The 25,952-nt window shown below is 49.2% G+C and carries 19 protein-coding genes; 4 read left to right on the top strand and 15 right to left on the bottom strand.

The window, feature by feature from the left end; all coding sequences use genetic code 11:
• Position 1 precedes the first annotated feature (1 nt).
• The 3 genes from tssI to ACZ5EH_RS17655 form a co-directional block, all read right to left on the bottom strand.
• Positions 2-2,287 (bottom strand): type VI secretion system tip protein TssI/VgrG, encoded by a 2,286-nt coding sequence (gene tssI / locus ACZ5EH_RS17665; protein WP_464275199.1) that lies wholly within the window; start codon positions 2,285-2,287, stop codon positions 2-4.
• Between the two features lie 37 nt (positions 2,288-2,324).
• Positions 2,325-4,562, bottom strand: a complete 2,238-nt coding sequence (locus ACZ5EH_RS17660; RefSeq protein ID WP_464275198.1) for a type VI secretion system Vgr family protein — start codon at positions 4,560-4,562, stop codon at positions 2,325-2,327.
• A 141-nt stretch (positions 4,563-4,703) separates the two neighbouring features.
• Positions 4,704-5,321 carry a hypothetical protein gene (locus ACZ5EH_RS17655; RefSeq protein ID WP_464275197.1) on the bottom strand — a complete coding sequence of 206 codons (618 nt, stop codon included), beginning with the start codon at positions 5,319-5,321 and terminating at the stop codon, positions 4,704-4,706.
• Between the two features lie 673 nt (positions 5,322-5,994).
• On the opposite strand from ACZ5EH_RS17655, the gene ACZ5EH_RS17650 reads away from it, so the two are divergent.
• Complete coding sequence (locus tag ACZ5EH_RS17650) at positions 5,995-9,369, top strand: PAS domain-containing hybrid sensor histidine kinase/response regulator (RefSeq protein WP_464275196.1); 3,375 nt, start codon at positions 5,995-5,997, stop codon at positions 9,367-9,369.
• A 40-nt stretch (positions 9,370-9,409) separates the two neighbouring features.
• Here the strand turns inward: ACZ5EH_RS17650 and ACZ5EH_RS17645 are convergent, their stop codons facing one another.
• The 3 genes from ACZ5EH_RS17645 to ACZ5EH_RS17635 form a co-directional block, all read right to left on the bottom strand.
• Positions 9,410-9,889, bottom strand: a complete 480-nt coding sequence (locus tag ACZ5EH_RS17645) for a PilZ domain-containing protein (RefSeq protein ID WP_464275195.1) — start codon at positions 9,887-9,889, stop codon at positions 9,410-9,412.
• The gene (locus ACZ5EH_RS17640) at positions 9,889-11,019 is read right to left on the bottom strand and encodes a diguanylate cyclase (RefSeq protein ID WP_464275194.1); all 1,131 of its coding nucleotides are present in this window, start codon (positions 11,017-11,019) and stop codon (positions 9,889-9,891) included. Before ACZ5EH_RS17640 ends, ACZ5EH_RS17645 begins: the two co-directional genes overlap by 1 nt.
• A gap of 368 nt (positions 11,020-11,387) precedes the next feature.
• Positions 11,388-12,104 carry a hypothetical protein gene (locus ACZ5EH_RS17635; RefSeq protein ID WP_464275193.1) on the bottom strand — a complete coding sequence of 239 codons (717 nt, stop codon included), beginning with the start codon at positions 12,102-12,104 and terminating at the stop codon, positions 11,388-11,390.
• A 712-nt stretch (positions 12,105-12,816) separates the two neighbouring features.
• On the opposite strand from ACZ5EH_RS17635, the gene ACZ5EH_RS17630 reads away from it, so the two are divergent.
• Together ACZ5EH_RS17630 and ACZ5EH_RS17625 are read left to right on the top strand one after the other, a co-directional pair.
• The gene (locus ACZ5EH_RS17630; RefSeq protein ID WP_464275192.1) at positions 12,817-15,399 is read left to right on the top strand and encodes a DUF4347 domain-containing protein; all 2,583 of its coding nucleotides are present in this window, start codon (positions 12,817-12,819) and stop codon (positions 15,397-15,399) included.
• A 391-nt stretch (positions 15,400-15,790) separates the two neighbouring features.
• Positions 15,791-16,351 carry a hypothetical protein gene (locus ACZ5EH_RS17625; protein ID WP_464275191.1) on the top strand — a complete coding sequence of 187 codons (561 nt, stop codon included), beginning with the start codon at positions 15,791-15,793 and terminating at the stop codon, positions 16,349-16,351.
• A 79-nt stretch (positions 16,352-16,430) separates the two neighbouring features.
• On the opposite strand, the gene proC is transcribed toward ACZ5EH_RS17625, so the two are convergent.
• From proC to ACZ5EH_RS17580, 9 genes are all read right to left on the bottom strand, one after another.
• A complete protein-coding gene (proC, locus tag ACZ5EH_RS17620) occupies positions 16,431-17,228 on the bottom strand; it encodes a pyrroline-5-carboxylate reductase (RefSeq protein ID WP_464275190.1) in 798 nt (265 codons plus the stop codon).
• The gene (ndk, locus tag ACZ5EH_RS17615; protein WP_464275189.1) at positions 17,228-17,647 is read right to left on the bottom strand and encodes a nucleoside-diphosphate kinase; all 420 of its coding nucleotides are present in this window, start codon (positions 17,645-17,647) and stop codon (positions 17,228-17,230) included. The genes proC and ndk overlap by 1 nt, the downstream gene beginning before the upstream one ends.
• Before the next feature lie 158 nt (positions 17,648-17,805).
• A complete protein-coding gene (locus ACZ5EH_RS17610; protein ID WP_464275188.1) occupies positions 17,806-19,110 on the bottom strand; it encodes a divergent polysaccharide deacetylase family protein in 1,305 nt (434 codons plus the stop codon).
• A gap of 157 nt (positions 19,111-19,267) precedes the next feature.
• On the bottom strand, positions 19,268-20,536 hold the full coding sequence (locus ACZ5EH_RS17605; RefSeq protein ID WP_464275187.1) for a S41 family peptidase: 1,269 nt from the start codon (positions 20,534-20,536) through the stop codon (positions 19,268-19,270).
• Between the two features lie 139 nt (positions 20,537-20,675).
• Positions 20,676-21,806, bottom strand: a complete 1,131-nt coding sequence (locus ACZ5EH_RS17600) for a murein hydrolase activator EnvC family protein (RefSeq protein WP_464275186.1) — start codon at positions 21,804-21,806, stop codon at positions 20,676-20,678.
• Positions 21,782-22,432, bottom strand: a complete 651-nt coding sequence (locus ACZ5EH_RS17595) for an endonuclease III domain-containing protein (RefSeq protein ID WP_464275185.1) — start codon at positions 22,430-22,432, stop codon at positions 21,782-21,784. Before ACZ5EH_RS17595 ends, ACZ5EH_RS17600 begins: the two co-directional genes overlap by 25 nt.
• A 7-nt stretch (positions 22,433-22,439) precedes the next feature.
• Positions 22,440-22,841, bottom strand: a complete 402-nt coding sequence (locus tag ACZ5EH_RS17590; RefSeq protein WP_464275184.1) for an STAS domain-containing protein — start codon at positions 22,839-22,841, stop codon at positions 22,440-22,442.
• On the bottom strand, positions 22,819-23,679 hold the full coding sequence (locus tag ACZ5EH_RS17585; RefSeq protein ID WP_464275183.1) for a 50S ribosomal protein L11 methyltransferase: 861 nt from the start codon (positions 23,677-23,679) through the stop codon (positions 22,819-22,821). Before ACZ5EH_RS17585 ends, ACZ5EH_RS17590 begins: the two co-directional genes overlap by 23 nt.
• Before the next feature lie 34 nt (positions 23,680-23,713).
• Positions 23,714-24,547: an ABC transporter substrate-binding protein gene (locus ACZ5EH_RS17580; protein WP_464275182.1), complete on the bottom strand. Its 834-nt coding sequence runs from the start codon at positions 24,545-24,547 to the stop codon at positions 23,714-23,716.
• 565 nt (positions 24,548-25,112) lie between these two features.
• On the opposite strand from ACZ5EH_RS17580, the gene ACZ5EH_RS17575 reads away from it, so the two are divergent.
• Positions 25,113-25,868 carry a hypothetical protein gene (locus tag ACZ5EH_RS17575; protein ID WP_464275181.1) on the top strand — a complete coding sequence of 252 codons (756 nt, stop codon included), beginning with the start codon at positions 25,113-25,115 and terminating at the stop codon, positions 25,866-25,868.
• Positions 25,869-25,952 lie beyond the last annotated feature (84 nt).

The following is a 25,952-nucleotide window of genomic DNA, read 5'->3' as shown; positions in this document are numbered from 1 at the left end:
GTTACGGTATGGTGAGTTGTCCAGCTATATTATTCACGCTTGCGCCCAACTCATTGATGTCTGAAGACAATGAAGTGTGATCTTGACTTAGCTCATTAATCGATGCCCCTAAATAAGTAATCTGGTCACACGCTTCATCCATTTCTTGAGTGAGATCGGTGACCGAATTCTGCACGTCTGTAATCTCGCTGTAGAGCTGTAGTTCAGTCTGCGCGAGCTTGTTTTTTTCCTCTCCAAGCTTGGTTACAAGCTCGCAGATTTCCGTATGTTCTTCAGCCAGGTGAATGTTATCCTGCGCCAGGTCAGAATTTTCATCTGCCAGCTTGGTGTTTTGCTCAGAAAGTTCCGTCACACTTTGCTCCAGCCTGGTAATCTCATCGAGTATCTCGGTCATTTCCTCGACGAGTTCTTGTGCTATTCCAGCTTCTTTTTCTTCGGCTTCGCGCAAACTGTCTTCGGTTTCCTTCCACTTGTTATGGATGGGCTGAATTTTTTGCTTGATTGCCATGACGAGCCCAATATCGAATCCAACAGTAATCGCATTGGAAAACGGCGCGTAGTTCGCAATGTCCAGTCCAAGGTAGGTAGCAGAACTGTTGCCCATGATAACCTTGAATTGCGATCCTGCAAAAACGGTCAAGGCCTTGGAGGTATAAAGTTTTGCTCCCTTCTTGCCGCTTTCCTTTTCCTCCCCTTCTTCATTTTCATTTTCATTTTCATTTTCGTTGTCGTTTTCATTTTCAGGAGGATCATTAGGCGCGCCAAGGCGCATCCAGGTTTCCTTGGCAGGACAATGGAGCAATATTCTTTCTTCGCCTTCTTTGTCTTCGAAATGAATAGTATTCTTGCCCGAAGTAGTTATAACGCTCTTAGTTTCGTTGGCGCTGGTAACCTGGCTGGGCTTATCCGGATTTGGCGCAGCAGACAAAATGAGAGGACGATCGGGATTGCCCTCCACGCAAGAGAGCAGGACTTCAGTGCCTTTGTGCAGCGGGAAATGAAAGCCATGGTCGGCGCCACCATAGGGTTGCGCCATACGCAACCATGATGACGCATTGCCATTCTCCCTGCCGGAGCGATCAAATGGTAAAACAACCTTGTAACGCCCCTGGTCATCCACCTCGGCATACTGTCCGCTTCCTGCGGCATCAATGTGTGCGTTCATGACGCCGCTGAACTTCGGCCATGGCGTCACCCGCGGCGGACGGTACTGCACGGAGGCCGGAATGGCGGTGAACGAATTACCGTACGTGATTTCCCGATCTTCCCCTCCTTTTCCCAGGGTGTCGAACAGGTATTCACTCTGGCTGCCGTGGTGACTCACTGCGAGCAACAGGTACTCCTGGTTGAAATCACTACGATAGTGCTTATTCAGACTGAACGTGAAGCCAGAGCAAAGGTACGGTATGCTGCTTTTGCCATGGAACAGGCGCTGGCTGCAGAGCAGCTCCTGGGAGCGAACTTTGGCCAGGTCATCAGCCTCGGAAGAGGTTTGAAAATGGTCACCATAAAAATTGAACGCCCCCCTGCCTTTTGCATCAACCTGCGCTTTTCCCTCCACGGGCCTGTCTGGCGTGCGATAATTCCAATCGCGCATCTGCACCTGTTTTGGCATGGGGCGTTGCAGCATGGAAAAAAGCGGCAACACTTCATCACCATGGGCGGCGTCCAGGCTCGTATCCGGTGAATAGGTAATATTCGGCGCTTTTGGCAGTGGCGTATGGGCCTGCAAACTGTCTGTCAGTATAAGTTTGCCGTCATGTTCCTGATCAAAATAGTAATACGCCCCATAATGCTCCATCCAGCGCGATGTAAAAGCAAAATGAGATTCGTTATACAGGCAAACGTAATCACGAGGGTGGTATTTTCCACTGAGACGAAATTCGAAATCCAACCCCTGCTCCAGCCCTCCATCCTGCAGACAGGTCGCAAGATACTGCTGCAGGGAGTTTTGCAGAAAAATCTGATTGTGCCGTGTAATAGACAATCGCCAAAACCGAGGGACCAGTGTAGCCTTGTAAATAGTAAAGCCATAGGCCTGCTGCACTGATGTAAAACTGGACAGCACACCATTAAAGGGAGCGCCTCCTTTACTACCAGAAATATTCAATGAAGCAGGCTCTTGCAGAAGCGATTTGGCATCAATCCCATTCTTGGTTGAAGCAAGAGTAATTTCAAATCGAAACAGGCTTGAAAGCGCTTCCTCGCCCTGAAATTCCAGAACATAAAAGGTATCTTCCGGCACTGCATTGGATGTGAAGTGGTATTTCAATTTGAGTTGAGGCATAACCTTCCCATGTCTACAATACTATACAACCCATAGGTTACATGTCATTCTGTTCCGCAGCCATCGTAGCTTTTGAAGAACTGACTTCACTTACACTTTCCGCAACTTCAGCTTCTTCTGCTGCAGTGACTACTTTACCCATTGCGGCAGCGTAACTATTTTCAGCAACCTCCACCTTCTCCATGACCGTTTCCATTTTGGTTTCCGCAGCACTTGTGGCTTCCTGCACAGCCCGCATCCCACTTGCATGCATATCCTGATAATTACTAAAAAGTTCAGTTGATTGTTCAGCAAGCTGTGATCTGTTTTCGGTCATGGAAGTTTTATTCATTGCAACCTTGGTCTTTTGTTCCGCAAGGGATGTATGCATCTGTTGCACCTTGACTGCATTATTCGCCATTTTGATCTTTTCTTCAGCAGTCTCCATCCTCTCTTCAGCGACCTCTGTATGCTCATCAATCAACTTGCTTTTTTCCAACCCCAGATACACCCCAAGAGCATGAATCTTTCCCTCAAAGGGGGCGAACTCATGCGTATACGCAAGCACCAAAGCCAGATTGAGCCCTATGACAGTCTTGGTGCGAATGCCGCCTGTCTGGCGATGTTCCCAGCCAAGAATGGTTTCAAACTGGTTGCCCAGAATTACCGAGTTCTTGCTGCCGGCCTCCACCTCGAGCCAGTCAGGTGTACTCAGCTTCCAGCCAGCCATATCATCCGATTTCGACCAATCCGGTGGCGGATCGTTATGCGCCCCCATGCGTACATAGGTCTTAGCCTTTGTCGAATTCATGACCATTCGCTGACTGCCAGACTTGTCCTCGATGTGCAGCTTGTTTTGCGCTTTGGTGGTAATACGGCACTGGGTCTGGGTTTCCGCAGTCACCTGGCTGGGGTGTTCAGGATCAGGCGCAGCCCCCTCAATTATGGGGCGGTCTGGATCGCCATCAACATAGCCAAGCAATGCCTCCGTTCCTTTGTGCAATGGAAAGTGCATACCATGTCCACCCCCCCCGTATGGTTGCGCCATACGCACCCAGTGAGAGGCCTTGCCGTCCTGTCTTCCGGAACGATCCCAGGGCATGGTGATTTTGTAGCGGCCATGTTCGTCGAGCTCCGCATACTGGCCACTGCCAGCCGCATCTATATGCGCTCCAAAAGCACCGTCCATTTTGGGGCGCGGAGTCGTATTTTCGCTGCGAAACTGCACGCTGGCCGGGATGGCAGTGAAGGTATTTCGATAAAAATACGTATCTCTGTTGTCGCTAGTCGCTCCTGAAAACAAATATCCTTCCTGGTTTCCACCATGGTGGACATCAGTGGCCAGCCAGGCTGTATTGACAGAAGCATCATAGTATCCCTGGATCTGAAACAGCCAGCCTGCGCGAATAAAAGGGGAGGCACTCTCACCATCGCAAGTGAACTGCTTGCAAGCGAGGGATTCGGCTCGAACAGCGGCCAGGGCTTCCGCTTCTGATACTGTCTTAATATTGTCAGCGTAACTGTACACCGTACCAATACCATCCGCGCTGACAGTTTTCTCAGCATGGATTTTCAGATTCGGCGTCCGGTAATTGTAGTCCTGAACCTGAAGCGTCTTGGGGACAAGGTTGTGCTTGGCGTGCAGGCGGGGAACAGAGGTTTCCTCGTGCTCCTTTTCCAGTCCGGAGGGAAGCACATATTGCAATGCACTGGCGCCTGATACGTTCTGATGCGCAATGGATGTATCCGTGAGCACAAGTTTTTCGCGTTGTCCGGAATGGTCGAAATAGTAGTAGATTCCAGCATGCTCCATCCAACGGGACAAAAAAGCATAGGTGGATTCATTATACTGGCTTATGTATTCTCGCTTGGCGTACTTGCGTTGCAACCGCAAATCAAAATCAGTGCCTTCCGAGAAATCCAGTTCGCGCAGGCACTCTTCCAAGCAGTCTGGGATGGATTTATTCAGAAAAATTTTACTATTACAATCAAGCGTCGCACGCCAGAGCCTGGGCACAAGAAGCGCCCTGTAATAGGTTAGTCCGTTTGCCTGATCCAGGAGTTCAAATCGAGAAAAAATGCCGTGAAACGAATAGCTGCCTGCATTGGCGTGATGGGTGAGGGTTGCTTCTTGATCCAGTGCCTGAGAGCCGGAAATGACCGGACCGTCCCCTACGAGCACAATATTGAAGTGATAAAGATTGGAAAGCGCTTCATACCCTGTAAAGCGCACAATATTGAACTTCTGTCCAGAAATTGTCGGGATATCTATCGAAAACAGGATACGTTTGTCCATTCGTCCTCACTCTGAGTGACAGCACCTGACACGCCTCATCCATTTCTCGGCTATTTCCCACCGTCAAAGACAATATTCGAAACGTTCCATGCGAGTCAACAAATCAATTTCGCAGAAAATATCTAAGCGTCTTTTATGGTGTCAGGGTGCTTTTTTGGTCAACAGCTTATTTTTCCACCAGGCCAGCAGGACTTTGGCATTTTGCAAGGCTTCCTTCGGCTTTGCCTGAAACGTTACAAAAAGACGGGCATTTTCACACCGCAGACTTTTGAGCTCGATGGAACCGACAATCGCATCCATGGTAGGAGATTGCCCGTCCAGCGGGACACGAATACGCCCTTGCGCATCGACAATCCCCATCTTTTTGTTCAAAAAATCTGCCCCAAACAAGGCACTTGTAATCCTTGTGACGGATGACGCCAGGATGTCCTTATATTTCTTATCCATACTCACATTCTGGCGGGCAATCTCGAATAGCAAGGCGTGCTCTTCCTCCTTCCATACAACCCCTGCGGGGGTGATATCCGCATCGAACCGCCCTCCCCCTGCCTTGTCTATACGTCCTTTGACGTGGATATGATCGTCTTCCAGAACCATTTCGCCATCTTGGATGCCCTTACTCTGCATGGCTTCAACAATCTGTTTGCGAAATCTGCCCAATTGTTCGTTTGTCAGAGAAATGGTGTGGGCGTCGCGAATGAATGCTGCAGCATCATCCTTTAATTTGCCTGCCCTGCCCAAAATTTCCTCGAAATTCATGCTCTCTCCAAATAAAGGTCCTTGGATACTTATAAGATTCAAGGCAATGGTTCATTCGACCCAAAAACGAACTTCGCGTCAAGGCACACTCTTTTATGACAGGCAGCTTTTTTGGCATGCTTCAAGGAGTGCGGCGAGCTCAGTCTCAAAAAGTATTTGAAAGTAAAAGAAGTTTTTGTAATGAAATAAAAAGAACTCTTGTCCATGCGCTATGCTGCCGGACTGCAAAGGCCTTTGCTGTAAATAGATTTTTTTGACACATTTTTGTGAGAATGGTAATAATGTGCATTACCTGAAAAGAAAATCCTTTAACTTCTCAGATAGTAGCGAATCACATTTGTTATTTTCAAGCTAATTGCCATGATGCTATAAAATGATGACATTACAAATGTATTACCTCCACAAAAAAGGGGGCTTCTGAGGAGCCTGCTGTTTCTATACAAACTGCATTTTCTGCTTTTTTCTGAATTTATTTTATATTACTGACACTACCATTTTCGAAAACATTGTCTTATAATGTATCTCAACCTCTTAAGGAAAAAGCACAAAAACTATAATGCAAGTAGAATACGTTATGATTCTTGCTAAAATTATATGCTGAGCAACTCTCGAAAACACACTACAGAAGCTTTAAAAAACATAAAAAAATAAAATTTTCGGATATTATAATATTATGACAGATAACAAATACATAGCAACCCGCCTTAAAGAGTTGGAAGACGAAAATGACAGACTCAAAAATTCAATACGAGAACTTGAATTACGTTTACACGACAAAGAAAATGATACAGCACATGATTTGAATAATACGGATGGCAAACGTGCTGCCATGAACAGTGCGATCAGCGACCTTGCCAATAATAAAGAGGAATACGAAGAACTTATTGACAGACTTTCGCAAGGCTTAAAAAGTGAGCGAGACACAAATAAACTTATCATTGATGAAATAGAACAACGTAAAAAAACAGAACTGGCATTAAAGGAAAGTGAGGAGCAATTCCGCAACATTGTCTACAACATGCCGATAATGATTCACGCTCACGGCGATAACATGGAGTATGTATTTTGGAACAAGGAGTCCGAGCGCGTTACAGGATATTCGGCAGAAGAGGTACTGTACAACCCGGAAGCCACAGACAAACTCAAAGTCATTGAAACCGGGGAGGGAGCGGACTACCTGAACATGCGATTGGAAGTGCAGAACAGAGACGCCACTTACCGCGAGTTCGAGGCCCCAATCCGCTGTGCGGATGGCAAGGAAAAAATCATTGCCTGGTCAAACGTATCTGACATCTGCCCCGTGCCAGGATGGACGCGGTGGGAAATTGGCAGAGATGTTACCTATGAAGTGGAATCCCGAAAAAAACTACGGGAGTCTGAACAGCGGACACGGCAAATATTCCAACTCTCCCCTGACCCGATCTTTCTTCATCGCAACGGACGCTGTCTCTATGCAAACCCTGCCGGCAATGTCATCTTCGGCTATAGCGGACTGTTACCCAAGCTGGACATGCCCCTTTCGGAAATATTCTACGAGCTTCCTGAAGCCTGGACCACAACGCCACAACCTCAAGTGACGGGTGAAAGCTGTGACGAGGTCATGGTCCGCGCAACAGGACAACACCTGGAAGTCCATTCATCCGCCATACTGCTACACGGGCAGCCGACATTCCTTACTATTGCACGAAACATTACAGACAGAAAACTCTTTGAAGAAGACATACTGCGCAGTCGTGACATAGGGCGCGCGCTCGTAGACGCTACCAATGATCACTTGGCGCTGTTAAACAAAGACCTGGAAGTAATTGCCTGCAACGTAGCTTTTGCAGAAGTTGCAAGAAGCCATCCTCGTTTGATTGTAAAACGCCCCTACAAAGATATTGTTCCAGAATCATTATACAACGCAACATATCCAATAATCGAGGATTGCTTTAATAGCAAAAATAACATTGAAGCTGTTATCCTCCATGAGAATTCTACACTTGACATCGCAATACGCCCCATACTCAATGACAATAATGAAGTCATTTATTTTGCACTTGCCATGCACGATGTTACCAGTGCAGTAATTGCAGAGCGCACACAGCGACAAACGGAATATAAATACAAAGCTGTCTTCGACCAGGCCAAAGACGTCATTTTCATTGTGGACACACAGGGAATATTCCTGGAAATCAACCCGGCGCTCAAAAATCTTCTGCAGTATACTGACGATTTTTTTGAAGATATCGACATTCGAAAACTAACCGACGACAATGATTCCGGGAAATTCTTCGATTTTTTTGAAAGTGGACAGGAATCTTTTAGTGCGTCCTTATCCTTTCGCTCCGGCTCAAACCAGATCCTCCCCCTTGAGATCAATGCGAACAGGATCGAATACTACAACGAAGACGCATACTTATGCATCGGGAGAGATCTTACTGAATGGCGAAAGGCAGCGACCATGCTGCAGCAGGCAAAGGAATCTGCAGAAGCAAACAACAGGCTCAAGGATGAATTTGTTGCCAACATCAGCCACGAACTCAGGACCCCGCTGAGTTCAATCATTGGCATTGCCGACATCCTTATCAATGACAGCCTGACCACAACGCAAAAAGATTACGTCTACAAAATCACATCCACTGCGGACATCCTGCTCAAGCTGATTAACGACCTTCTTGACCTCTCCAGAATAGAGGCCGAGACGTTTGCCCTTTCCAAGGGCGTTTTCAGTCTGGACTCCACAATCAGCAATGTGAAAGACGCCTTTTCTTTCGCACTGGCAGAAAAGAATCTCACTCTGACCATTTCCATCGAACAGAGCATCCCCGACATGATGGTTGGGGATTCCCTGCGACTACTCCAGGTTGTTTACAATCTTATCGGGAATGCGATCAAATTCACCAAGGAAGGTTTCATTAGCCTGAAAATTGTCCAAGACAAGAGTGAGCAACCCAACGATGACGACACACTCCAACTCGTTGTCAGTGTTCAGGATACGGGAATTGGCATAGAAAAGGACAAACTCCGGCTGATATTCCAGAGGTTCTACCAGGCGGATACATTTCTGAGCAGAGAACACAGCGGAACAGGTTTGGGGCTCTTCATTTCCAAAAAATTGGTTGAGAAAATGGGAGGCAGCATCTGGGTGGAAAGCACGGTAGGCAAAGGGACTACCTTCTATTTCACAATCAAGCTGACTCGCGCCAATGCCTCACAAGTTATTGAAGCGAAACAGCAAAAGCAAAAGCCCCACAATAAAGTGCGCCCCCTGAAAGTTCTGGTGGTAGAAGACAACGCTCTCTACCGTTCCATTATCAGCCAGCTCATCCGGTCAGACAACCACATTGTGGCAACAGCCAGCGATGGTTTCGAGGCCGTGGCAGCTCTGGAGCTTGAGGAATTTGACGTGGTCTTTCTCGATTTGCAGATGCCCCACTGCGACGGGTTCCAAACAACACGACTCATCCGGGAGCATAAAAACCCCCGTGTTGCCAAAACCCCGATAATTGCTTTGAGCGCCCATGCACAGAAAGATTACGAACTCAAGTGCGCCCAGGCTGGCATGAACAGTTACTTGAGCAAGCCGGTACGGCAAAACCAGCTGCGTACAGAGCTGATAAAACTATTCCCCGAATCAAATGAATTGGAACCAGACCAACCAAATACACCGCAGGAGGCAGGGCCTTCTGAAGAAAAAACCTCAATAAGTGAGCAGAAAGCCAGTTTGATCGACTTTGATACACTGCGTAAACATGTGGGTGACAGCGAAGAAATGCTGCTGCTTTCCTGTTCCAAATTTCTGGACCATTCCAGCAAGTACATCGAGGATTTGCAACACGCTGTAAACGAAAAGAACCAGGAAGAGCTTAAGCGCCTAGCCCATTCATTCAAATCTATCACCTCAACGTTTGGCTGTACCAAAACATATGAGAAACTTGTAGATTTGGAAAAAAATAGTGCAACTTACTCATGGAGTACTATTGAAGCATCTGTAGCGTCTGTAGTTGAGATGACCCATCAGATTGAAAAAGAGGCGCGTGACTATGTGGATACGGCAGAAGGATAATTTCCAGAAATCAACCCTCCTGCCGTTGTACTGATAATTTCTAATGCATTCGTTCAGCTAGCATTTTATAGTCATCAAAAGAACCATCAACAAACTTGAGTCCTATTTCCGTGGAACTGTCCTCTGCTTCAAATCTACAGGGTATGCACTGAAAGGAAAGTGTCTTACCACTATCATAAGGCGAGAAAACAAGCATCATGCTAGAGTTTTTACCGACGCTGTCGAGGTTGAACTCAGAGGACGCACTGATCTTTGCCCCGCCGAGTGAAACGTCTATTATCTGCACTGGATGAATCTTACATTCTCTTTTGTGCTTCGAGTATTCCACAACTGCGGGGATACTTACATTCATTCTGGGAAACAGACGCCTTTCACTCCCACTAGAGAAATCGTTCCCATTCAAGAAAGTTTTGACGATATCGTCTAGAACATCGTTCACCGAACACATCTTCTGTGCAGACAAGTTTTCCAATTGTCGCATGGTATGTGAGTCAGGAGAGTACTCAATCATTTTGGACATTACTCGCTCCCGGGGAAATGCTGTCCAACATTATTACGCCCATAAACCAGATTCTCAATGAGGGCATCTGCAAAGAACTTGGCCTCTTCTGTATCTTCAAAACATAATCCATGAAACACTTCACCATGATTCTGTGGCTCGCTACGCACAATACGAGCTTGTGCTATTTTCGGTGTAGAGCTTGTAGCGTCCGATTCTTTCATTTCAACTAACACTTTATCATCCATTGACAAGTTTTGTCCTGTACTGATCAACGCTCCAGTCTTGCTGATATTAAGCTTCAAGGCGTTCTGCGGTGCAGACGAGCTGTCGAATCGCAAATCCACATACAAACGTACCGGCAATCGCGGTGAAAATCTCTTGTCGTCATACGCTGAACATACAGTATTTTTTCCTATGCGCTTCGCCCTATAGAGGGCGTTGTCACAACCGTGCACCAGGGCGTTCACCGTCATGCCCTTCCGGTAACTGGCAACGCCTACACTGATCGTCATATCGTCATGATCAAAATGGGCCATCTCAACTTCACGCCGTACGCGTTCCGCAACAATCAGGGCATCCCGCATCTGGGTGTTCGGCATGAAGACCAAAAACTCCTCCCCTCCATAGCGGGCAACCTGGTCAGCCTTTCTGCAACCTTTCAGAATGGCTGCGGCAATCCGCTTCAATGCGCCATCTCCCGCGATATGGCCAAAGCGGTCATTGTAATGTTTAAAATCATCCACATCAGCCAAGAGGATTGAAAAATCACCGGCCGTGCGTTTCGCCTTGTCGATCTCTGTCTTCAGTACTATGTCCAGAAATCCACGATTGTATAACCCTGTGAGGGAATCTTCGACTGCCCTGCTTTGCAATTGCTCATATTCATCCTTGCGCAGAACCACGATCTGTTTTTCTGCAGCACTTTTGTTATATTCATCGGCAAGATTCACAATAAGTTTAAACAGTCCCTCACGGTCTGATATTCTGCTTTTTTTGGACAGATATTCCAGGACAGCGATGGCGAATTCCTCTTTATCCCTGGAATTATTCAAAAAGTCGCCATAGGTGGAATGCACGATATCAAGGATCGCGTCCCACTGGTTCGAGTACTCTTCACCCTTTTCCTTATGGCGGAAAGATTCAATCATAGCTTATAGATAGTAGGTAAAAAGTTAATACTGCTCCAATAGACTCACCTTCCTATCAACTGCTTTACTTTTGTCATGAAAGAAATGTGCCAAGTGTGTTACGCCTGATACTATTAATTTTCACACTGGCATAGCGAAGGACAAGCGGACAACAAATCCGACATGTATTCAAACAAGGTTAAATTACGTGTTCAGGTAAATATTCTCGAATTTTACAACAACCTCGTTAGAAGCTTCTTTTGAATTTGTAACAATCAAGGGATCACAAAAAAAAGCATTCGGAATATAAAAAAAGACTTGTCATGGTTTACAAAAAAAAGACGCATCGACTAAATCGATGCGTCTTATCAGTGTAAGCAATTTCTCTACTATGCGCTCTTACGCTTACGGGATCTTACACCTATAAGTCCGAGGAGTCCGGACCCGAACAGCCACACAGCACCCGGAATTGGGGTGGCGTTCACGTTTTCATACAGCACGTCATTTGCGCAGGAGAACGTGAAGCCTATGACCAGTTGACTCAAATCAACACCGGAGGTGTCTCCCCAGAAGTTCGCCAGCGTCCAAGTCAGACTTCTATTGGAGTAGCCACCTTCCTCGAGGAAAGAGGCATATCCGACAAAGTCAGCAGATTGGTCGAGGTCAGCCCAAACAGGGTGGCCTTCACGGTAGTCGGCACCGTAAAATCCATTATTATTGGAGTAGTCGTAGTCAGATGAGGCAAGGGGGAGCTCGACGGAATAGAGATTCCACCAGCTATTAAAACCACTTTTCGTGAGAACGTATTCCCAGTTGGAGTCTCCATCCACGCTGAGGAACAAGTCTCCTTTCCCCAAATCTCTGTACGTATTATATGTTCCGTGCGGAATATTCAGATCTATTCTCAGCGTCATGGCATCGGTATTGACGGCCCCACCGATAATATTAGGTGTTCCGATAACATCCTGATGCGGGTGTGAAGTATTGTAACCAGGCCAATTAATCGAGGTATCGCCAAAGGAATAGACACCAGCCTGGGCGACACCGGTCACTCCAACCAAAAGAAACAATGTGGCAGCTATGATGAAGAGGTTTACCTTTTTCATGGTGGACTCCTTGGTATCTTCGGGCCCTCACCCCCCGCAAAAATGCTATCCTCGGGGCGACCGCAGGCCGTTTTGTGTCTTAACTCCACTTTAGCAATTTCGGTGCCATATTTTTTATATCGTAAAATCAACATTTTAAAAAATAACTATTTGTAAGCAACTGCTAATTTCCGAAAAAACAAGACATCCTACTACAGGCAACAGCTTGATTTAGTAGTCATAAAAATGATTGTTTTTACGTCATTCACGGCTGGCTTCCTCATCTTTGCACCATCCAAAACCAAATAGAAAAGTTCATTTGCCAAACCACGAAGAAAGGCTTACCTACTATACAGGTATGAAAATACGAGTTCTCAATCTCATGAGGAGTCCTAGGAGAGGCAATTTTAGAAAGAAAAAAAAGCAAGGGAAGTAAAAAATATTTCTATTATTTATTTTATTGCTTATTTTTTTCTTCTATTTCAAGATCTTTGAAAATTATGTATTCTATTCCGAAAAAAGCGGATTTAGTTGTCAGATTAGAATCTAGAAACCCTCTAATATCCGGATTTTCCAGAAGGCTCCAAGAGAATGAAAAGGCAATATTTTATCAATACTCTATTTTTATTGAACTTTATCACTTTAGCACATATTTTGCTAAGTTTGAATTACCTTCGAATTTGCGCCACAAAACAATCAGTATGCAGGTGCAATAACTAACGAGGTGATAGCCATGTTGAAAATTATGCGACTCGAAGAAAGAATTGTCCTGGATGGCGCAGCTGCGGCCGTTGTTGCCGAGCAAGCAGCAGAACATGCTGCCGCTGATCCGGCTGATGCCCATACCGATAGTCATAAGGATAACTCCCAACAGCAAGCCCAAAGTGACGGTCACCCCAGCGAAAAGGACGACAGCTCCGCTGCGCCGCAAAAGGATGGGGCCGCGCCTGACGAACAAGGCCAGGGCGAAAACCAAAAAGACGCTTCTGAGGCTACCCCACCTGCTGGTGGTGCCGAAGAAACCATTAGTAAGGATTCCGGCTCTGCCAAGGAAACCTTGCAGCAGACCGGTGTTGAAAAGGATCCGCTGCAGAATGCTCAAGACGACTCGTCTGAACAGCAAGGTGAGAGTCAGTCCCTTACCCAGCGCGACACCCAGCCGGGCGAACAACCTGCTGAGCAAAAAGAAGCCTCTGATGCAGTTGGTGCACAAGAAGCTCCCCAGACAGAAGCAGGGCGCGATACGAAAAACACAGATGGCGCCCAGGATGGAGACAACGGACAACAGGATGCAGCTGCTGCGAACAACGGCGCTGCGGCCAATGGGCATGACTCCAGCCCGGAAAACCAGGCTGCTGACCATACCAAGGATGTCGTCTCCTTTGCTTATGAAGATGACGGGGCTGCACGCGAATTGTTGCGCCAGATTCAAGCTTCCATCGATGCCAACGGCATGAACGGGGGCACCCTGATCGCTCAAGACGGCGACAGCGCCCACAACCTGTTCAGCGGTTCCGGCGCAGACAATGATTCCATCTTCACCCAGCAAGAGCTCCAGGGCTTGTGGCAGAATGTCGGTTATACCGCCGACTCTGGCGGGAACGGTGCACCACAGGGTGATGCCTCCGGTGACGCCCACCCCGATAACATCCTCGGCGTCTTGCAAGGCAAGGATGGCGACCAGAAGGACGGTGCAGGACAAGAACAAGCCGTCGTGGAAAACAATATCGTCGATGCAGCCGCCTACACTGCACTGGTCACCCCTCGCGGCAAGGAAACGACCAACACTGACGAACTGACCAAGATGCTCGATGCCGCCGCTCAAGGCGATGGCAAGCATGTGCTGGTCATAGACACCAGCGTTGATGATTACCAGCAACTCATCGACAATGCTGACCCGTCCTTTGAAATAATGCTCATCGACGGCAATAGTGATGGTCTGCAGCAGCTTGCAAACCTGCTCGAAGGACACGATAATATCGATACTCTCGCCATCGTCACCCATGGTGATGCCGGCGAAATCCAACTGGGTGACAGCACTCTGAACAATGTCAACCTTGGCGCCTCTCAAGACGTTCTTGCCGAAATCGGTACGCACCTCAGTGAAAATGGCGACATCCACTTCTACGGATGTGACGTTGCCTCCACCACTGATGGCGAAGTCTTCCTGTCCCGCATCTCGGCAATCACCGGCGCTGACGTTGCAGGTTCAAACGACGCCACGGGCTCCAAAGCCCTTGGTGCTGACTTCGATCTCGAATACGAAGTCGGTGTCATAGAAAAGGTCGCTCCCTTCAGTGCTGCTGCCATTCAGGCTTACACACATGTGCTGGATGTCAGCGAGGGACCGAACCCTGTACAGGGACCTGGTGGCGGAGACGTTGAAACCGGTCAACCCCCTGTCGCTGGTGATGACACCTCGACAACCAACCAGAATGATCCTGTCGACATTGATGTCTTTGCCAACGATTCCGACCCTGATGGAGACCCCATCTACGTAGTGTTCACTGACACTGCCGGAACAAAGGGCACCGTGACTTACAATGGAGACGGAACATACAGTTACGACCCCAATGGTCAATTCGACAACCTGGGCGTTGGTGAAACAGCTACCGACAGCTTCACCTACTACATCTCCGACAACAGAGATGGATTCACGCACGCCACGGTTACGATCACCATCACTGGTCCTGAACCTGAACCGACTCCTCCGGAAGAGGCGGATGACGGCCTCGATAGCCTGATTCCTGACCAGATCTTCAATACTGAAGGCGAAGTACCTCCAGGCGGCATCGACTACGGTCCTTTTGACCCCCTGCGGGCAGGCCCGGGCGTCATTGCCGACAACGTCCCTGATATAGGTACTGTCGGTTCCGGCACCACTGTCAACGCTGGCCCTGTAATCCAGCCAACACAGCGAGTACTGAGCGGCAACCCGATTGAACAAGGTGTCGTGGCGCCACTGCTCGGCATCGAGACCTTCATCGGGGGCGGTGATGATGCAGCCGAAATCATCTCCCGCCGCATCGACGAATTGTTCACCGTCGATGAGAACACCAGAGAAAGCCTCAAAGACGTGAACACTGCGGTGAGCAACGCTCTCTTCAATAATGAAGTGACCGACCGCGCAGAGGCCATCCGCCAGGCATACGATCAGATCAACGCCCTGGTGGCTTCAATGACCCAGCAGGAGATCAACGATACTCGTAGCATTCTCCAGGTCTGGATCAGAGCTCTCGAACTTGAATCCAACCAGAACGGGATTCAGCTGGAAGGCATGGACACGCTTCTCAGACAAATCGGTGTTATTGCATAACTACGGTAATGGCTACAAGCCGCCCTCCCTATGAGGGCGGCTTGATCACCTCGGCGACGAGCCCTGGCACTGAACAAGCAGGGCTCGTTCATACTTTTACAGGGCCACATGCAACCTGTTGAAAGAAGTAGAAGTCTGGATTTTTCATAGTCTTTTTTCCGATTTATCCGGACTGACTCTTGCTCAAGTGATAATTTTCAGACTAAAATTGTCCAACCAAGCAAGGAGCCGCAGATAAACTGCCAACATTCTGAAAGAAATTTTTCTTGGCACAAGGCTTGCTTATATAAAACCAAGTTGGAACGAAATCGCTCAGTGCCCCGGAAATGGTCCCGGAACCAATTGCACAGCGAAAGGCAGATTCTTCCACGATAACAAATGGAGAACAGCCATGAAGATACTCAAAACACTTATCACCGCAGTTATGCTGGTTTCGCTGATCACCATGTCCGCAGGCATCAGTAGTGCTGCCGTCATTTTGACTCCTGACGACTCCTTCAGCGGCACCTTTGACTGGAACGATGACGGTAACGGCTGGATTGACAAGATCGCCACTGATGCTTCCTCTCAGACGTGGAGCATCACCACATTGATTCCTACGACCCTGAACATTGACGTTGTTGATGATCAGACCCCATGGGGTGACGAGTTTGAACTGTACATCAACGGCGCACTGGTCAACTGGACGTCCAGTGTGGAAATCTCAACTGTTAACCCGATGCCTTGGGATAATCCTACCTATCTCAAGTACTTTCTTGAAGACTATCTTCTTGAAGGCGGGGCGACGTACACCATAACGCTTAACGTACTTAAGGTTCCTACAGCGGACTCAGGTCGTGGCTATGCGAACATAACGACTGCAACGCCTATCCCTGGCGCCGTATGGCTGCTCGGCTCCGGTCTTCTCGGACTGGTCGGCTTCCGCAAACGCAACAAGTTCTTCTCGAACTAGTTGCACACCAACACAGCACAAAAAAAAGGCCGCCCCTAGTCACTCTAGGGGCGGCCTTTTTTATATGAAGAATAAGTAGTTACGACAATTCTTTGCACTTTTGGCAAGCTGCCTTGGCCGCCTGGATGATGCTGCCGCGAACGGCCTTGTCATCCAAAACGTTGGTGGCGGCAATGGTGGTGCCGCCGGGAGAGGTTACCATCTCCCGCAACAAGGAAAGGTGCTTGTCGCTCTGGGCGGCAAGTGTAGCGCTCCCGGTAAACAGCCCTTCCACCATCTTGGTGGCCTGATCACGGTAAAGTCCCAAAGCCACGCCTGCTTCCACCAGGGCTTCCATGAAATAGAAGACATACGCAGGGCCACTGCCGGCGATGGCAGTAAACGCATCAAAAGAGCGCTCAGGCAAATCGTGTGCCTGCCCGAGAGTGCTGAACATATCTAAAACAAACTGCTTGTGATTTTCCTTGAGCGCTGGATCTTCCAGGCAAATGGCGAAAACGCCCTCTTGCACCATGGCCGGGGTATTCGGCATCACTCTTACAACAGCGCAAGAGCCACTGGAATAATCCTTGAGTTGCTCAAGAGTCACGCCGGCTGCAATGGAAATGATGACCTGGGAGGTACGCAGACGCGCTTTCTGCTCGTTAAGCAAAGTGCGAACCTGGTTCGGTTTTACGGCCAAAAGCACGTAATCGGCTTCTTCCAAAAGCTGGTGGATATTGCTCGCCACCTTCATTCCGATTTCATTGGCCAGGGCTCCCGTTTTTTGTGGATCAGCATCCACGCCCATGAGTGCAACACCTTCCTTGCCGGCCAAACCGCGCAGGATAGCGCCCCCCATATTACCACAACCGATGCAACCAAACGTAACAGTCATTAGCCTACCATCTCCAATGAGTTAAAAAAATAAGCGATTTCCGTAGCAGCTGTCTGCGGGGCATCCGAACCGTGTACGGAGTTCTTTTCCACATCCTGCCCGTACGCTTTGCGGATGGTGCCTTCGGCTGCGTTGGCCGGATTGGTGGCGCCCATAAGCTCACGATAACGGGTTATTGCATTTTCACCTTCCAACACGCTGACAACGATGGGGCCGGAAGCCATGAACGTGCAAAGGCTGTCGAAAAAGGGCTTGTCGCTATGCACCGCGTAAAAACCCTGAGCCTGAGCCTTTGTCAGGCGAATCATCTTCATGGCCTTAACCTGCAGACCGGCATCCTGAATCATCTTCAGAATCGCTCCTGCGTTATTGGCCTCAACTGCGTTGGGTTTAATTATGGAAAGGGTATTCTCTGCCATTGCCTGCCTCCAGTGGTTGTCTGCTGTGGTTGCTGTCCCTGACCCGCTGCTTTTGCAAACGGGCTCTCTCTCCAATATCAGTGTCCATAAAAGACCAGCTGTTCACCTTTTCCCTGCATCTACGTGAACAGCCACTGCCCAAATCTGTCTCGCTGGCTCTACCGAGAAATGCCTTTCTGTGCAAGTGGCTTGCTGTTTTCACTATCGAGAAGCCTGCTTGCCGCTACGATTTCAACCTCAGGATCTCTTGCTTCACTCCAAAGGCGCAGAGCTTCCAGGGTTTCCGGATACGGGTGGCATATCGCTGTAGCGCTTCCATTGCTACGGGCCATCTGTTCAGCCTTGTGCAACTGGAACAGTATAGATTCCGTATTGCGCACCACATCAAGAAAAATATCACGTCGTAATACACGTACACCGGCTGCTTTTGCTGTTGCTGCCAGAACAGAGCCAGCATGCGTCACGCTGTCCAGAATAAAAAGACCTTTTGTGCGGGCGATATCCACCACAGTAGCCATGGCCTTGGGGTCCTGCGTAAGGAGCGATCCCATGTGGTTGTTGAATCCGGAGGCGCCGGGAACGTCCATTAAATTCACTGCCATGATCCGGTTGATCGTGGACGCCTTCATGTCTGGTTTCAGAGCACCCGGCCCGGGGTTGATACTGGAGTCAACCGGTTGCATGGGTTGGTGCAACATGAGTTCATGGCCAGTCTCTTTGGCAATCCGTGCAACATCCTGTGAATGCGGCAGCCTGGGCAGCACTGAAAAGGTGATATTCAGGGGCAAAGCCGCCAACCTTCGCGCAACCTTGGCGCTCAAGCCCAGGTCATCCATGACAATGACGAGTTGCCCTTCTCCTGAGGCAGGCTGCGCCAATTGTGCAGCATCGAAATCAAATTTCAGTTCATGCGTGGGGAGTGCGTCAATGACGATACGCCAGGTATTCCCCTGTGTTTCCAGCTGCACTTGCCCAGAGATGTGCTGCAACTCTTTGTCCAACTTTTCCAGAAAAGCAGCGGAGGGCATTTCCGAGTGCAGCACGATACGTTGATAGTGATAACCACTCGTCGTTGTATCAGGCGAAAGAGCCGGCGACTCAATCTCTTCGATACGAATGCGCCCCGGCTGTACTCCCGTGGTCAAAAAAGCCGAAACAATGGCGTGGTCAACCTGCTTGATGCGTTGCTCAAGAGGACTGCCTAGGGCCTCCTCGTAGGGAGTGCCCATTTTTTTTTCCGCAGCCTCAGAAGTTTCTTTCATCTTCTTAGCCGCATCGGCGTCTTTATTTGTGACCACTGCAGGTTCGGGTACGACAGGAGTCTGCACTTTCTGATGCCAAGGGTACAACGCATAACCAACGGCAACTGCCAGCGCGCAGACCAGCACAGCCAGAAAAAAATTCGCTGGCTTGCGTGATTTTCGCTCAACCGTTCTTGTAAAAAAGGAAGAGAAACGCCCCATATTCACTAAAAAGCTCCGTATACGATGATCGGAAGGGCGCCCTGGAAGCGGAAAAGGGAAACGTTGCGGTTATAAGCCCTTCCAGCAAGAAGCGGGCGCCGCCTCATTCATACGAACCAAGGCCGGCGCCCGCCAGAAGTTGATGTCTACCTGATGATCAGAAAGAAGCAGCGGGCTGTTTCTTCACAAGTTGCAGTCCGATGCGCAGCTGGTTGTCCGTCTCGAGCATCTTGCGAACACGCTCTTGGTCATCATCTTTTGCGGATTTCTTCTTTTTGCCGTTACCGTTGTTTTCCAGGTGCTTGTTCAAATCGCTTTCACGCACGACCAAAGGATTATCCTGAGGGTCGGCAAGCGGAATGTTCATATCGGGCTGGATGCCCTCTGCCTGGATGGAGCGACCACTGGGCGTGTAGTAAAGCGCTGTGGTCAGCTTCATGCCGCCGCCATCGGCCAGGGGAATGATGGTCTGTACAGATCCCTTGCCGAAAGTGGGATCGCCGATAAGCAGAGCACGGTGGTGGTCCTGCATGGCGCCGGCTACAATTTCCGAAGCCGAGGCCGAACCCGCGTTGATGAGCACAACCATGGGTACATTGAGGTCGTCGCTTTGCTTGCGGGCAACATAGTCCTTGCGGGAGTTGGGATCCTTACCCTGGATGTAGACGATCATGCCATCAGCCAGGAAGGTATCGCAAACGCTCACCGCCTGATCGAGCAAGCCCCCAGGATTGTTGCGGAGGTCCAGAACAACCCCCTTCAACGGGCCCGCTTTCTTAATTTTGGTCAGGGCTTCGTGCAGTTCGTCGGTGGTATGTTCATTGAAGCGGGTGATCCGCAGGTAGCCATACCCATTTTCAAGAACTTCAGACTTCACGCTGATGATGGGAATGGTATCGCGAACAATATTCACACGATCAGGCGTTTTGGTGTCTTTGTGCAGCACAGTGAGCTTTACAGCGCTCCCCTTCTTTCCACGAATCTTGCGCACTGCATCGATAAGGGAAATACCTTCGGTGGGTTCGCCGTCAATTTCGATAATGACATCACCGCTTTTGAGACCAGCCTCGTAGGCAGGCGTATCTTCAATGGGCGAGACAACTACCAACTGACCGTTACGCATGCTGATTTCGATGCCGATTCCGGAAAATTCTCCGGAGGTACTCACCTGCATTTCTTCGAACTCTTCTTTATCCATGAACGAAGAGTGCGGATCGAGCTCCTGAAGCATGCCGCGCACGGCGCCTTCAACCAGTTCGTTACGCGTAACGTCGCGAACATAGTAGCGCTCAACCATATCAAGGACTTGGCTAAAGCGTTTCAGGGGTTCGTAACGATCCTCCGCCTTGCTGGCCATGCCGGAGCCGAAAACTCCAAGCAATGCGCACACCAAAAGCAGGGATCCCAATACAACTTGCACTCTCATATTTCTCCTCCGAAATGGTGCCTCGATCTTTCGTCTCATTATCTGTTCTGCCTATTCTCTGTTGGAGGAACAAGCCAAAATGTCCCAGTATAGCCGGTCAGACGATACATTATGTGAGGCATTTTGACCGGCAAACTACTCATTTCCGGGCTACGAGCCATTGCCGAGGGTTAATCGGTTTTTGGCGAAAACGCAATTCAAAATAAACTCCAGGGCCTTTTATGGCAGGGTAATACCCTGCACGACCTATCATTTCGCCCTGCGCCACCTGTTGCCCTTTGGATACATCGCTTGATGCAAGAAAAGCGTAAAGACTATAATAATCGTCACCGTGCAGCAGAATGACAACCCTTCCAAAACCTCGTAACACTTCGTTATGCACCACCCGCCCCCATGATATGGCGCGAACGGGTTCACCATCCTGCAAGGAAACACCAAGACCACGTTTTGGGGGTTTTGATCCAGGATTGTAGCCAACCTTGACGGATCCTGTTGCAGGCCACGGCAGCTTGCCCTTTAGCTGCTTGAACGGCAATTTCGCGGTCGTAGCCTTGCCCTTGCTCTCCTCTTCCAGACGAACCTTATAGTTCATCTCATCCAGGGCAGCCAACAATTCCTTGAGTTCTTCCTCTTGGCTTACCTTGCGTTTACGGATTTCAGCCAACTGTTTGTTGAACTTGAGCTTTTGTGCCAGCAGCGCATCCTTGTCCTTATTCACTGCAGCAAGCTGCGACCGCGCCTTGGAGGCAAGAGCGCGCTTTTCTTCCAGCGCGGTTGTAATGGCCCGTTCCTGATTCTGCACGTTTTCGAGTGCATCCTGAATCCTGGAGTAGGTCTTGGACATCCACACAAACTCTCTGTCAGCCTCATCCCAGGCAGGCAAGGTCCGCCCGTGCAAGACATCGCGGCGTACCTGCACCGGCCAGATTTCCCGCGCAAGGTTACTCAGATGCCGAAGGGATTCATTCTTTTTTTTCTCTAATGCTGCGAGCTGCTTACCTACCTGCGCTTCCGCCTTTTCCACGTCCGCAACAGCACTGTCAGCTTTTGACACCCGCGCCTGGAATTTTTTAATGGCGTCTTCCGCTGCAGCCAAATCAGCATGCACACGCCGCTCTTCCTTACTCAGACGCTGCAATTCCTTCCGCGCTGCCTCTGCCTGTTGTTTGCTCACAGCAGCGCAAAGGGGTGCGGACGGTTGCACCATACTCATAAAAAGCAGGGTAACGAGCGTCAGGGAGACGCTCAAAAAAAACTTTGCAAAGGACATGTCTCGCACAGGGGTTTCTTTTTCTTGCACCAGTTTTTTGCAGTACGGACGATCAATGCGTGGTATTCATTATATAACTGCACATCTTCAGGCAATACATCCATGTAATATGCACGCAGTTCCTCGTAGTCCACCTCTTCGGGAAGAAAGCCGTGCCGGTTAGCCAAGCGCTTTGTATAGGCGTCCACCACAAAACTGGGCATTTCAAAAGCATATAGCAAAATAGAATCCGCCGTTTCAGGACCAATCCCCCTAACTGCAAGCAGTTTGTCCCGGAGATTGAACATATCCTCGTCCCGCAACGAATCCACATCGAACCTGCACTCGTTTTTCAAAAAAACCAACAGGTTTTTAAGTCTCCCCGCCTTCAGCCTGAAATAACCTGCTGGTCGAATCAGCTCGGCGAGTTCACTTTCAGGGAGGGCGTACAACTTTTCCGGATGCAACAGATCTGCATCTTTCAGATTATCAATGGCGCGCGCAACGTTTTTCCAATTTGTATTCTGCGTCAGCACAGCGCCAACCATGACCTCAAATGCACTTTCTCCCGGCCACCAGTAGCTGGGCCCGAGCGCGGCATGCATTGCCTCGTACATATTCAGAAGTTTTGTCTCACGCGTAAGCATGCCAGCCTCACTCCTCATCGGCCAACGCATTCAGGGCCAGGGCAAGAGAATCAAAAATGCCAAACACGGCGTCCACGGTGACGGCTTTGAGTACGTTCAACACATTTGGGTGCAGATTACAAAGCGCAACTTGCCCGCCAGCCTGATGCACCGCGTTACGCAGTCCAACCAAAGCGCCAATGGCCATGGAGTCAAGAAAATGCACATCGCGAAGGTCCACCACCAGTATCGGAGGCTCCAGCCCCAGGAGTCGACGCTCCACATCCTGCTTGAATTCCCGACAAACCGTAAAATCCAAAAATTCCACAAAGGGTCGCGCCACCAGGCACCCCCTGCCCCTGGCAAACTCGATCTTCAAACGGTCGCCCCTTTGCCAGTAGGCCAGATCATGCAGCCCGCTCCCAGACAAGGGCAGCCCACTCTCCCTGCACCACTTCCATTGGACGCGGCAACCCTTGCGCCAGATACGCCTGAATCACTTTCTCTCGTTGGATATCCAACAACCCGGAAAGCACCAGAGCCCCGTCTGGCTTACGCAGGGCGCATATTTCAGGGGCCATATCAATCAGCGGTTCAGCAAGAATGTTGGCCATTATCAAATCAAAACGCTCCCCCGCGACAGATTGGGCACTTCCCAATTCCACCACGAAGTCTTCGCCAACGTCATTCACCTGCTTGTTTTCCAGGGCGTTCTCCACAGCCAGAGGGTCAGTATCCAGGCCAATACCCACAAGCCCCAGCTTTGAGGCGCCAAGTCCTAAAATTCCGGACCCGGTCCCTAAATCCAGAAAGCGCATGCCGGAACGGAATTGTCCCTTGCGATGCAATCCGGAAAGCACCTCCAGACATAACGCGGTGGTGGGGTGGTGTCCCGTACCAAAAGCCATCTTGGGCTCTATCACAATGGGGATTCTGTCGGGAAACGGCTGTTCATCCAGCATCCATGGGGCTATGACGATAAAATCCTCGCCACAAGGAACAGCAGTGAAAAACTCCCGCCAAGCCAACGTCCATTCACGCTTGGGCACTTCGGCCCACTCAATGCGCACCGAGGGCCAATTCGACTCCAACCGCTGCCGCAAGTCCTGACAGAATTCCGGCTGTTCGGCATGAATACGAAAAATGGTTGCGCCACCCTCTCCTTCACGCTCTTCCCAGCCATGAGCAATGTTATTGAAAAGAAAGCCCGTGATAGCGTCAACGGACTCTGGGGGAACGGCGATATCCAAACGGATCAGCTCTGACATTCGCCCTCCTCGGCAAAAAAAGCTAAGCCCACGCTCACGGCCATAGTGTCATCTCCCATTTTAACGGAATATGGTATTTGCTGTCAGGCCCAAACCATTTTTTGTATATCTCAGAATACTTACCACTTTTCCAGATCGCAACGAGGGCGCTATTTACGGCATCCTTGAAATCGGAATCGTTTTCAGGAACCCCGATGGCATAGGGCTCTCGGGAAAGCAATTTTTTGCTAATGACCCACTCGCCAGGATTCTCATCAACCTGTTTCAACCCAAGAAGAATAACAGAATCACTGGTCAAAGCGTCCACGTCGCCATTTTTCAGGGCCATAAAAGCCTGTGGATAATTCTCGTAGCTCATCACACTGCAGTTGGGCTGCAACGTTTTTATGGTTTTCTCGGAAGTTGAGCCCCGGACTGTACCTACTCGTTTGCCGGCAAGCGAAAGAACATCTGTGATTCCCGATTTTGCGGAAGCCATGATTTTTTGGCCATCCATAAAATAGGTAATTGAAAAATCGATTATTTCTTCCCTTTCGTAGGTATGCGTCATGGTGGCGATGACCATATCCACAGCGCCCTGCAATAATAAGGGAATCCTGTCTACAGAAGTAACCGGCACCAGCGCCAGGCTCACGTGCATCTGCTCTGCCACTTCCCGGGCGATATCAACCTCAAAACCAACGAGCCGGTTGGTACTTTCATCCAGAAAACCAAAAGGAGGCGTGGCGTCCTTGACACCAACGAGCAAAGCCCCCCTGTCCTTGATATCCTGGAGTTTTCCTGCCGCAGCGATCCCCTGGTGTAATACGACAAGGGCAAACAACACATTGAGGGCAAGTATAAACCTGCCTTGAGCAGATAAGCGCACGAGCAACCTCCATACTGATTGCAAACGCTTTACAGCCGACCGCAGCCAGAGCGCTGAGCAACACTGCCGTCAGCAAAAAAAACAGACCTTACGGCGCGAGCAGTCCCCCGAAGACCGCTTTAAAGGAGGTTACTATTTTACGAGCATGACGGCGTCAAGGAAACTTCATCACCCCCAATGATTCCTGATAGTCACAGTATTGAGTTGCTTTTGATATGTAATGCAGCCTGCAAACCACATCGCTCCTGTTGCGACAATTCACACCTGCTCAGTATAAAAACATCCTGTAGCAAATCATTAATACTGTAGAGCTGTAAAACGCTTTTGTACGATACACCCTATGCAATGTAGGTCATACCTTACATCATTTTCTTGTTTTCTGAGATTCATAGAATATATTTTCCATTTTTTTTGGATTAGGAGATACCCTTACATAGTAAATTATCAGTAAGCATCTGCAATAACAACTCCATTAAGAAAGGTATACTTCTTGCTCGTTGCGAGGAATATCTTTCATCGTATGCCCTATGGGGGGGCATTACAAACCCAAGAGGGAGGAGTTGTAATGAAATCGGTAGGAATTTACGCAGTTGCCCTACTTCTTATTCTTGCATTTTCCGTTCAATCTCACGCTGCAGTATATGAACTCGAAACATTTGACGGCGCAATAACCCCTGAATGGAGTTCACGAGACAGAACACTTCCGAGCACTGTGGAATTCGCAAGTTTCCAAGGTGACTCCCGGCTGCATTACGTCCTCGACAAGGACGCTGAGGGCGCTGGTGTTGACTTTTACCGCTATGAAGGCATCAAGCACGGCGTCAACATGCACCAGTCCCAAATACAGACTTTTTCCATCGATATGTATATTAATGACTACGATACATTCAATTCTGGCATGTGGGCGCAAGGACTGAACAACTCCGGTGGCACCTCCGCCTGGTCCATCCTCTCATACAGGAAAGGCGGCACCGACCCTTCAGGATTCTATTTTTATGACTACATCAATGGCGCCTGGATTCTCGGGGTAGAGATGGAAACGTCCAACACCTGGCACAACCTCAGCTTCACGCTGACCCAGGGCGTTGGTTACGAATACTTTGTCGATGGCGTCAGTGTTGGCACCTTTGCCGACATTGAAACCTACGACATGACCAATCTCATTCTGAACGCCGTGAATGACGCAACAGTGAACAAAGACATTTATTTCGACAACTTCAAAGCGACCGCCACCCCCATTCCCGGCGCCATATATCTTCTGGGCTCCGGCCTGTTCGGCCTCATCGGGGTCAGGAACAGAAAAAAATTCCTGCGCAGCTAAGCACAGATTACGTTCCAACGAAAAACCGGCGTCCCGCATATTTTGTGAGGCGCCGGTTTTCTTTTCTTCCCCGCGAATATGACT

This window comes from Desulfovibrio biadhensis (assembly GCF_055388615.1).
This window is presented reverse-complemented; position numbering and strand designations above follow the sequence as displayed.

What these genes read in the sequence shown, in the direction of transcription:
- ACZ5EH_RS17630 (WP_464275192.1), top strand. Translation starts at nt 12,817, where the DNA reads ATGTTGAAAATTATGCGACTCGAAGAAAGAATTGTCCTGGATGGCGCA.
- ACZ5EH_RS17605 (WP_464275187.1), bottom strand. Translation starts at nt 20,536, where the DNA reads ATGAGAGTGCAAGTTGTATTGGGATCCCTGCTTTTGGTGTGCGCATTG.
- ndk (WP_464275189.1), bottom strand. Translation starts at nt 17,647, where the DNA reads ATGGCAGAGAATACCCTTTCCATAATTAAACCCAACGCAGTTGAGGCC.
- tssI (WP_464275199.1), bottom strand. Translation starts at nt 2,287, where the DNA reads ATGCCTCAACTCAAATTGAAATACCACTTCACATCCAATGCAGTGCCG.
- ACZ5EH_RS17640 (WP_464275194.1), bottom strand. Translation starts at nt 11,019, where the DNA reads ATGATTGAATCTTTCCGCCATAAGGAAAAGGGTGAAGAGTACTCGAAC.
- ACZ5EH_RS17595 (WP_464275185.1), bottom strand. Translation starts at nt 22,432, where the DNA reads ATGCTTACGCGTGAGACAAAACTTCTGAATATGTACGAGGCAATGCAT.
- ACZ5EH_RS17660 (WP_464275198.1), bottom strand. Translation starts at nt 4,562, where the DNA reads ATGGACAAACGTATCCTGTTTTCGATAGATATCCCGACAATTTCTGGA.
- ACZ5EH_RS17585 (WP_464275183.1), bottom strand. Translation starts at nt 23,679, where the DNA reads ATGTCAGAGCTGATCCGTTTGGATATCGCCGTTCCCCCAGAGTCCGTT.
- ACZ5EH_RS17610 (WP_464275188.1), bottom strand. Translation starts at nt 19,110, where the DNA reads ATGGGGCGTTTCTCTTCCTTTTTTACAAGAACGGTTGAGCGAAAATCA.
- ACZ5EH_RS17575 (WP_464275181.1), top strand. Translation starts at nt 25,113, where the DNA reads ATGAAATCGGTAGGAATTTACGCAGTTGCCCTACTTCTTATTCTTGCA.
- ACZ5EH_RS17650 (WP_464275196.1), top strand. Translation starts at nt 5,995, where the DNA reads ATGACAGATAACAAATACATAGCAACCCGCCTTAAAGAGTTGGAAGAC.
- ACZ5EH_RS17645 (WP_464275195.1), bottom strand. Translation starts at nt 9,889, where the DNA reads ATGTCCAAAATGATTGAGTACTCTCCTGACTCACATACCATGCGACAA.
- ACZ5EH_RS17635 (WP_464275193.1), bottom strand. Translation starts at nt 12,104, where the DNA reads ATGAAAAAGGTAAACCTCTTCATCATAGCTGCCACATTGTTTCTTTTG.
- ACZ5EH_RS17600 (WP_464275186.1), bottom strand. Translation starts at nt 21,806, where the DNA reads ATGTCCTTTGCAAAGTTTTTTTTGAGCGTCTCCCTGACGCTCGTTACC.
- ACZ5EH_RS17655 (WP_464275197.1), bottom strand. Translation starts at nt 5,321, where the DNA reads ATGAATTTCGAGGAAATTTTGGGCAGGGCAGGCAAATTAAAGGATGAT.
- proC (WP_464275190.1), bottom strand. Translation starts at nt 17,228, where the DNA reads ATGACTGTTACGTTTGGTTGCATCGGTTGTGGTAATATGGGGGGCGCT.
- ACZ5EH_RS17625 (WP_464275191.1), top strand. Translation starts at nt 15,791, where the DNA reads ATGAAGATACTCAAAACACTTATCACCGCAGTTATGCTGGTTTCGCTG.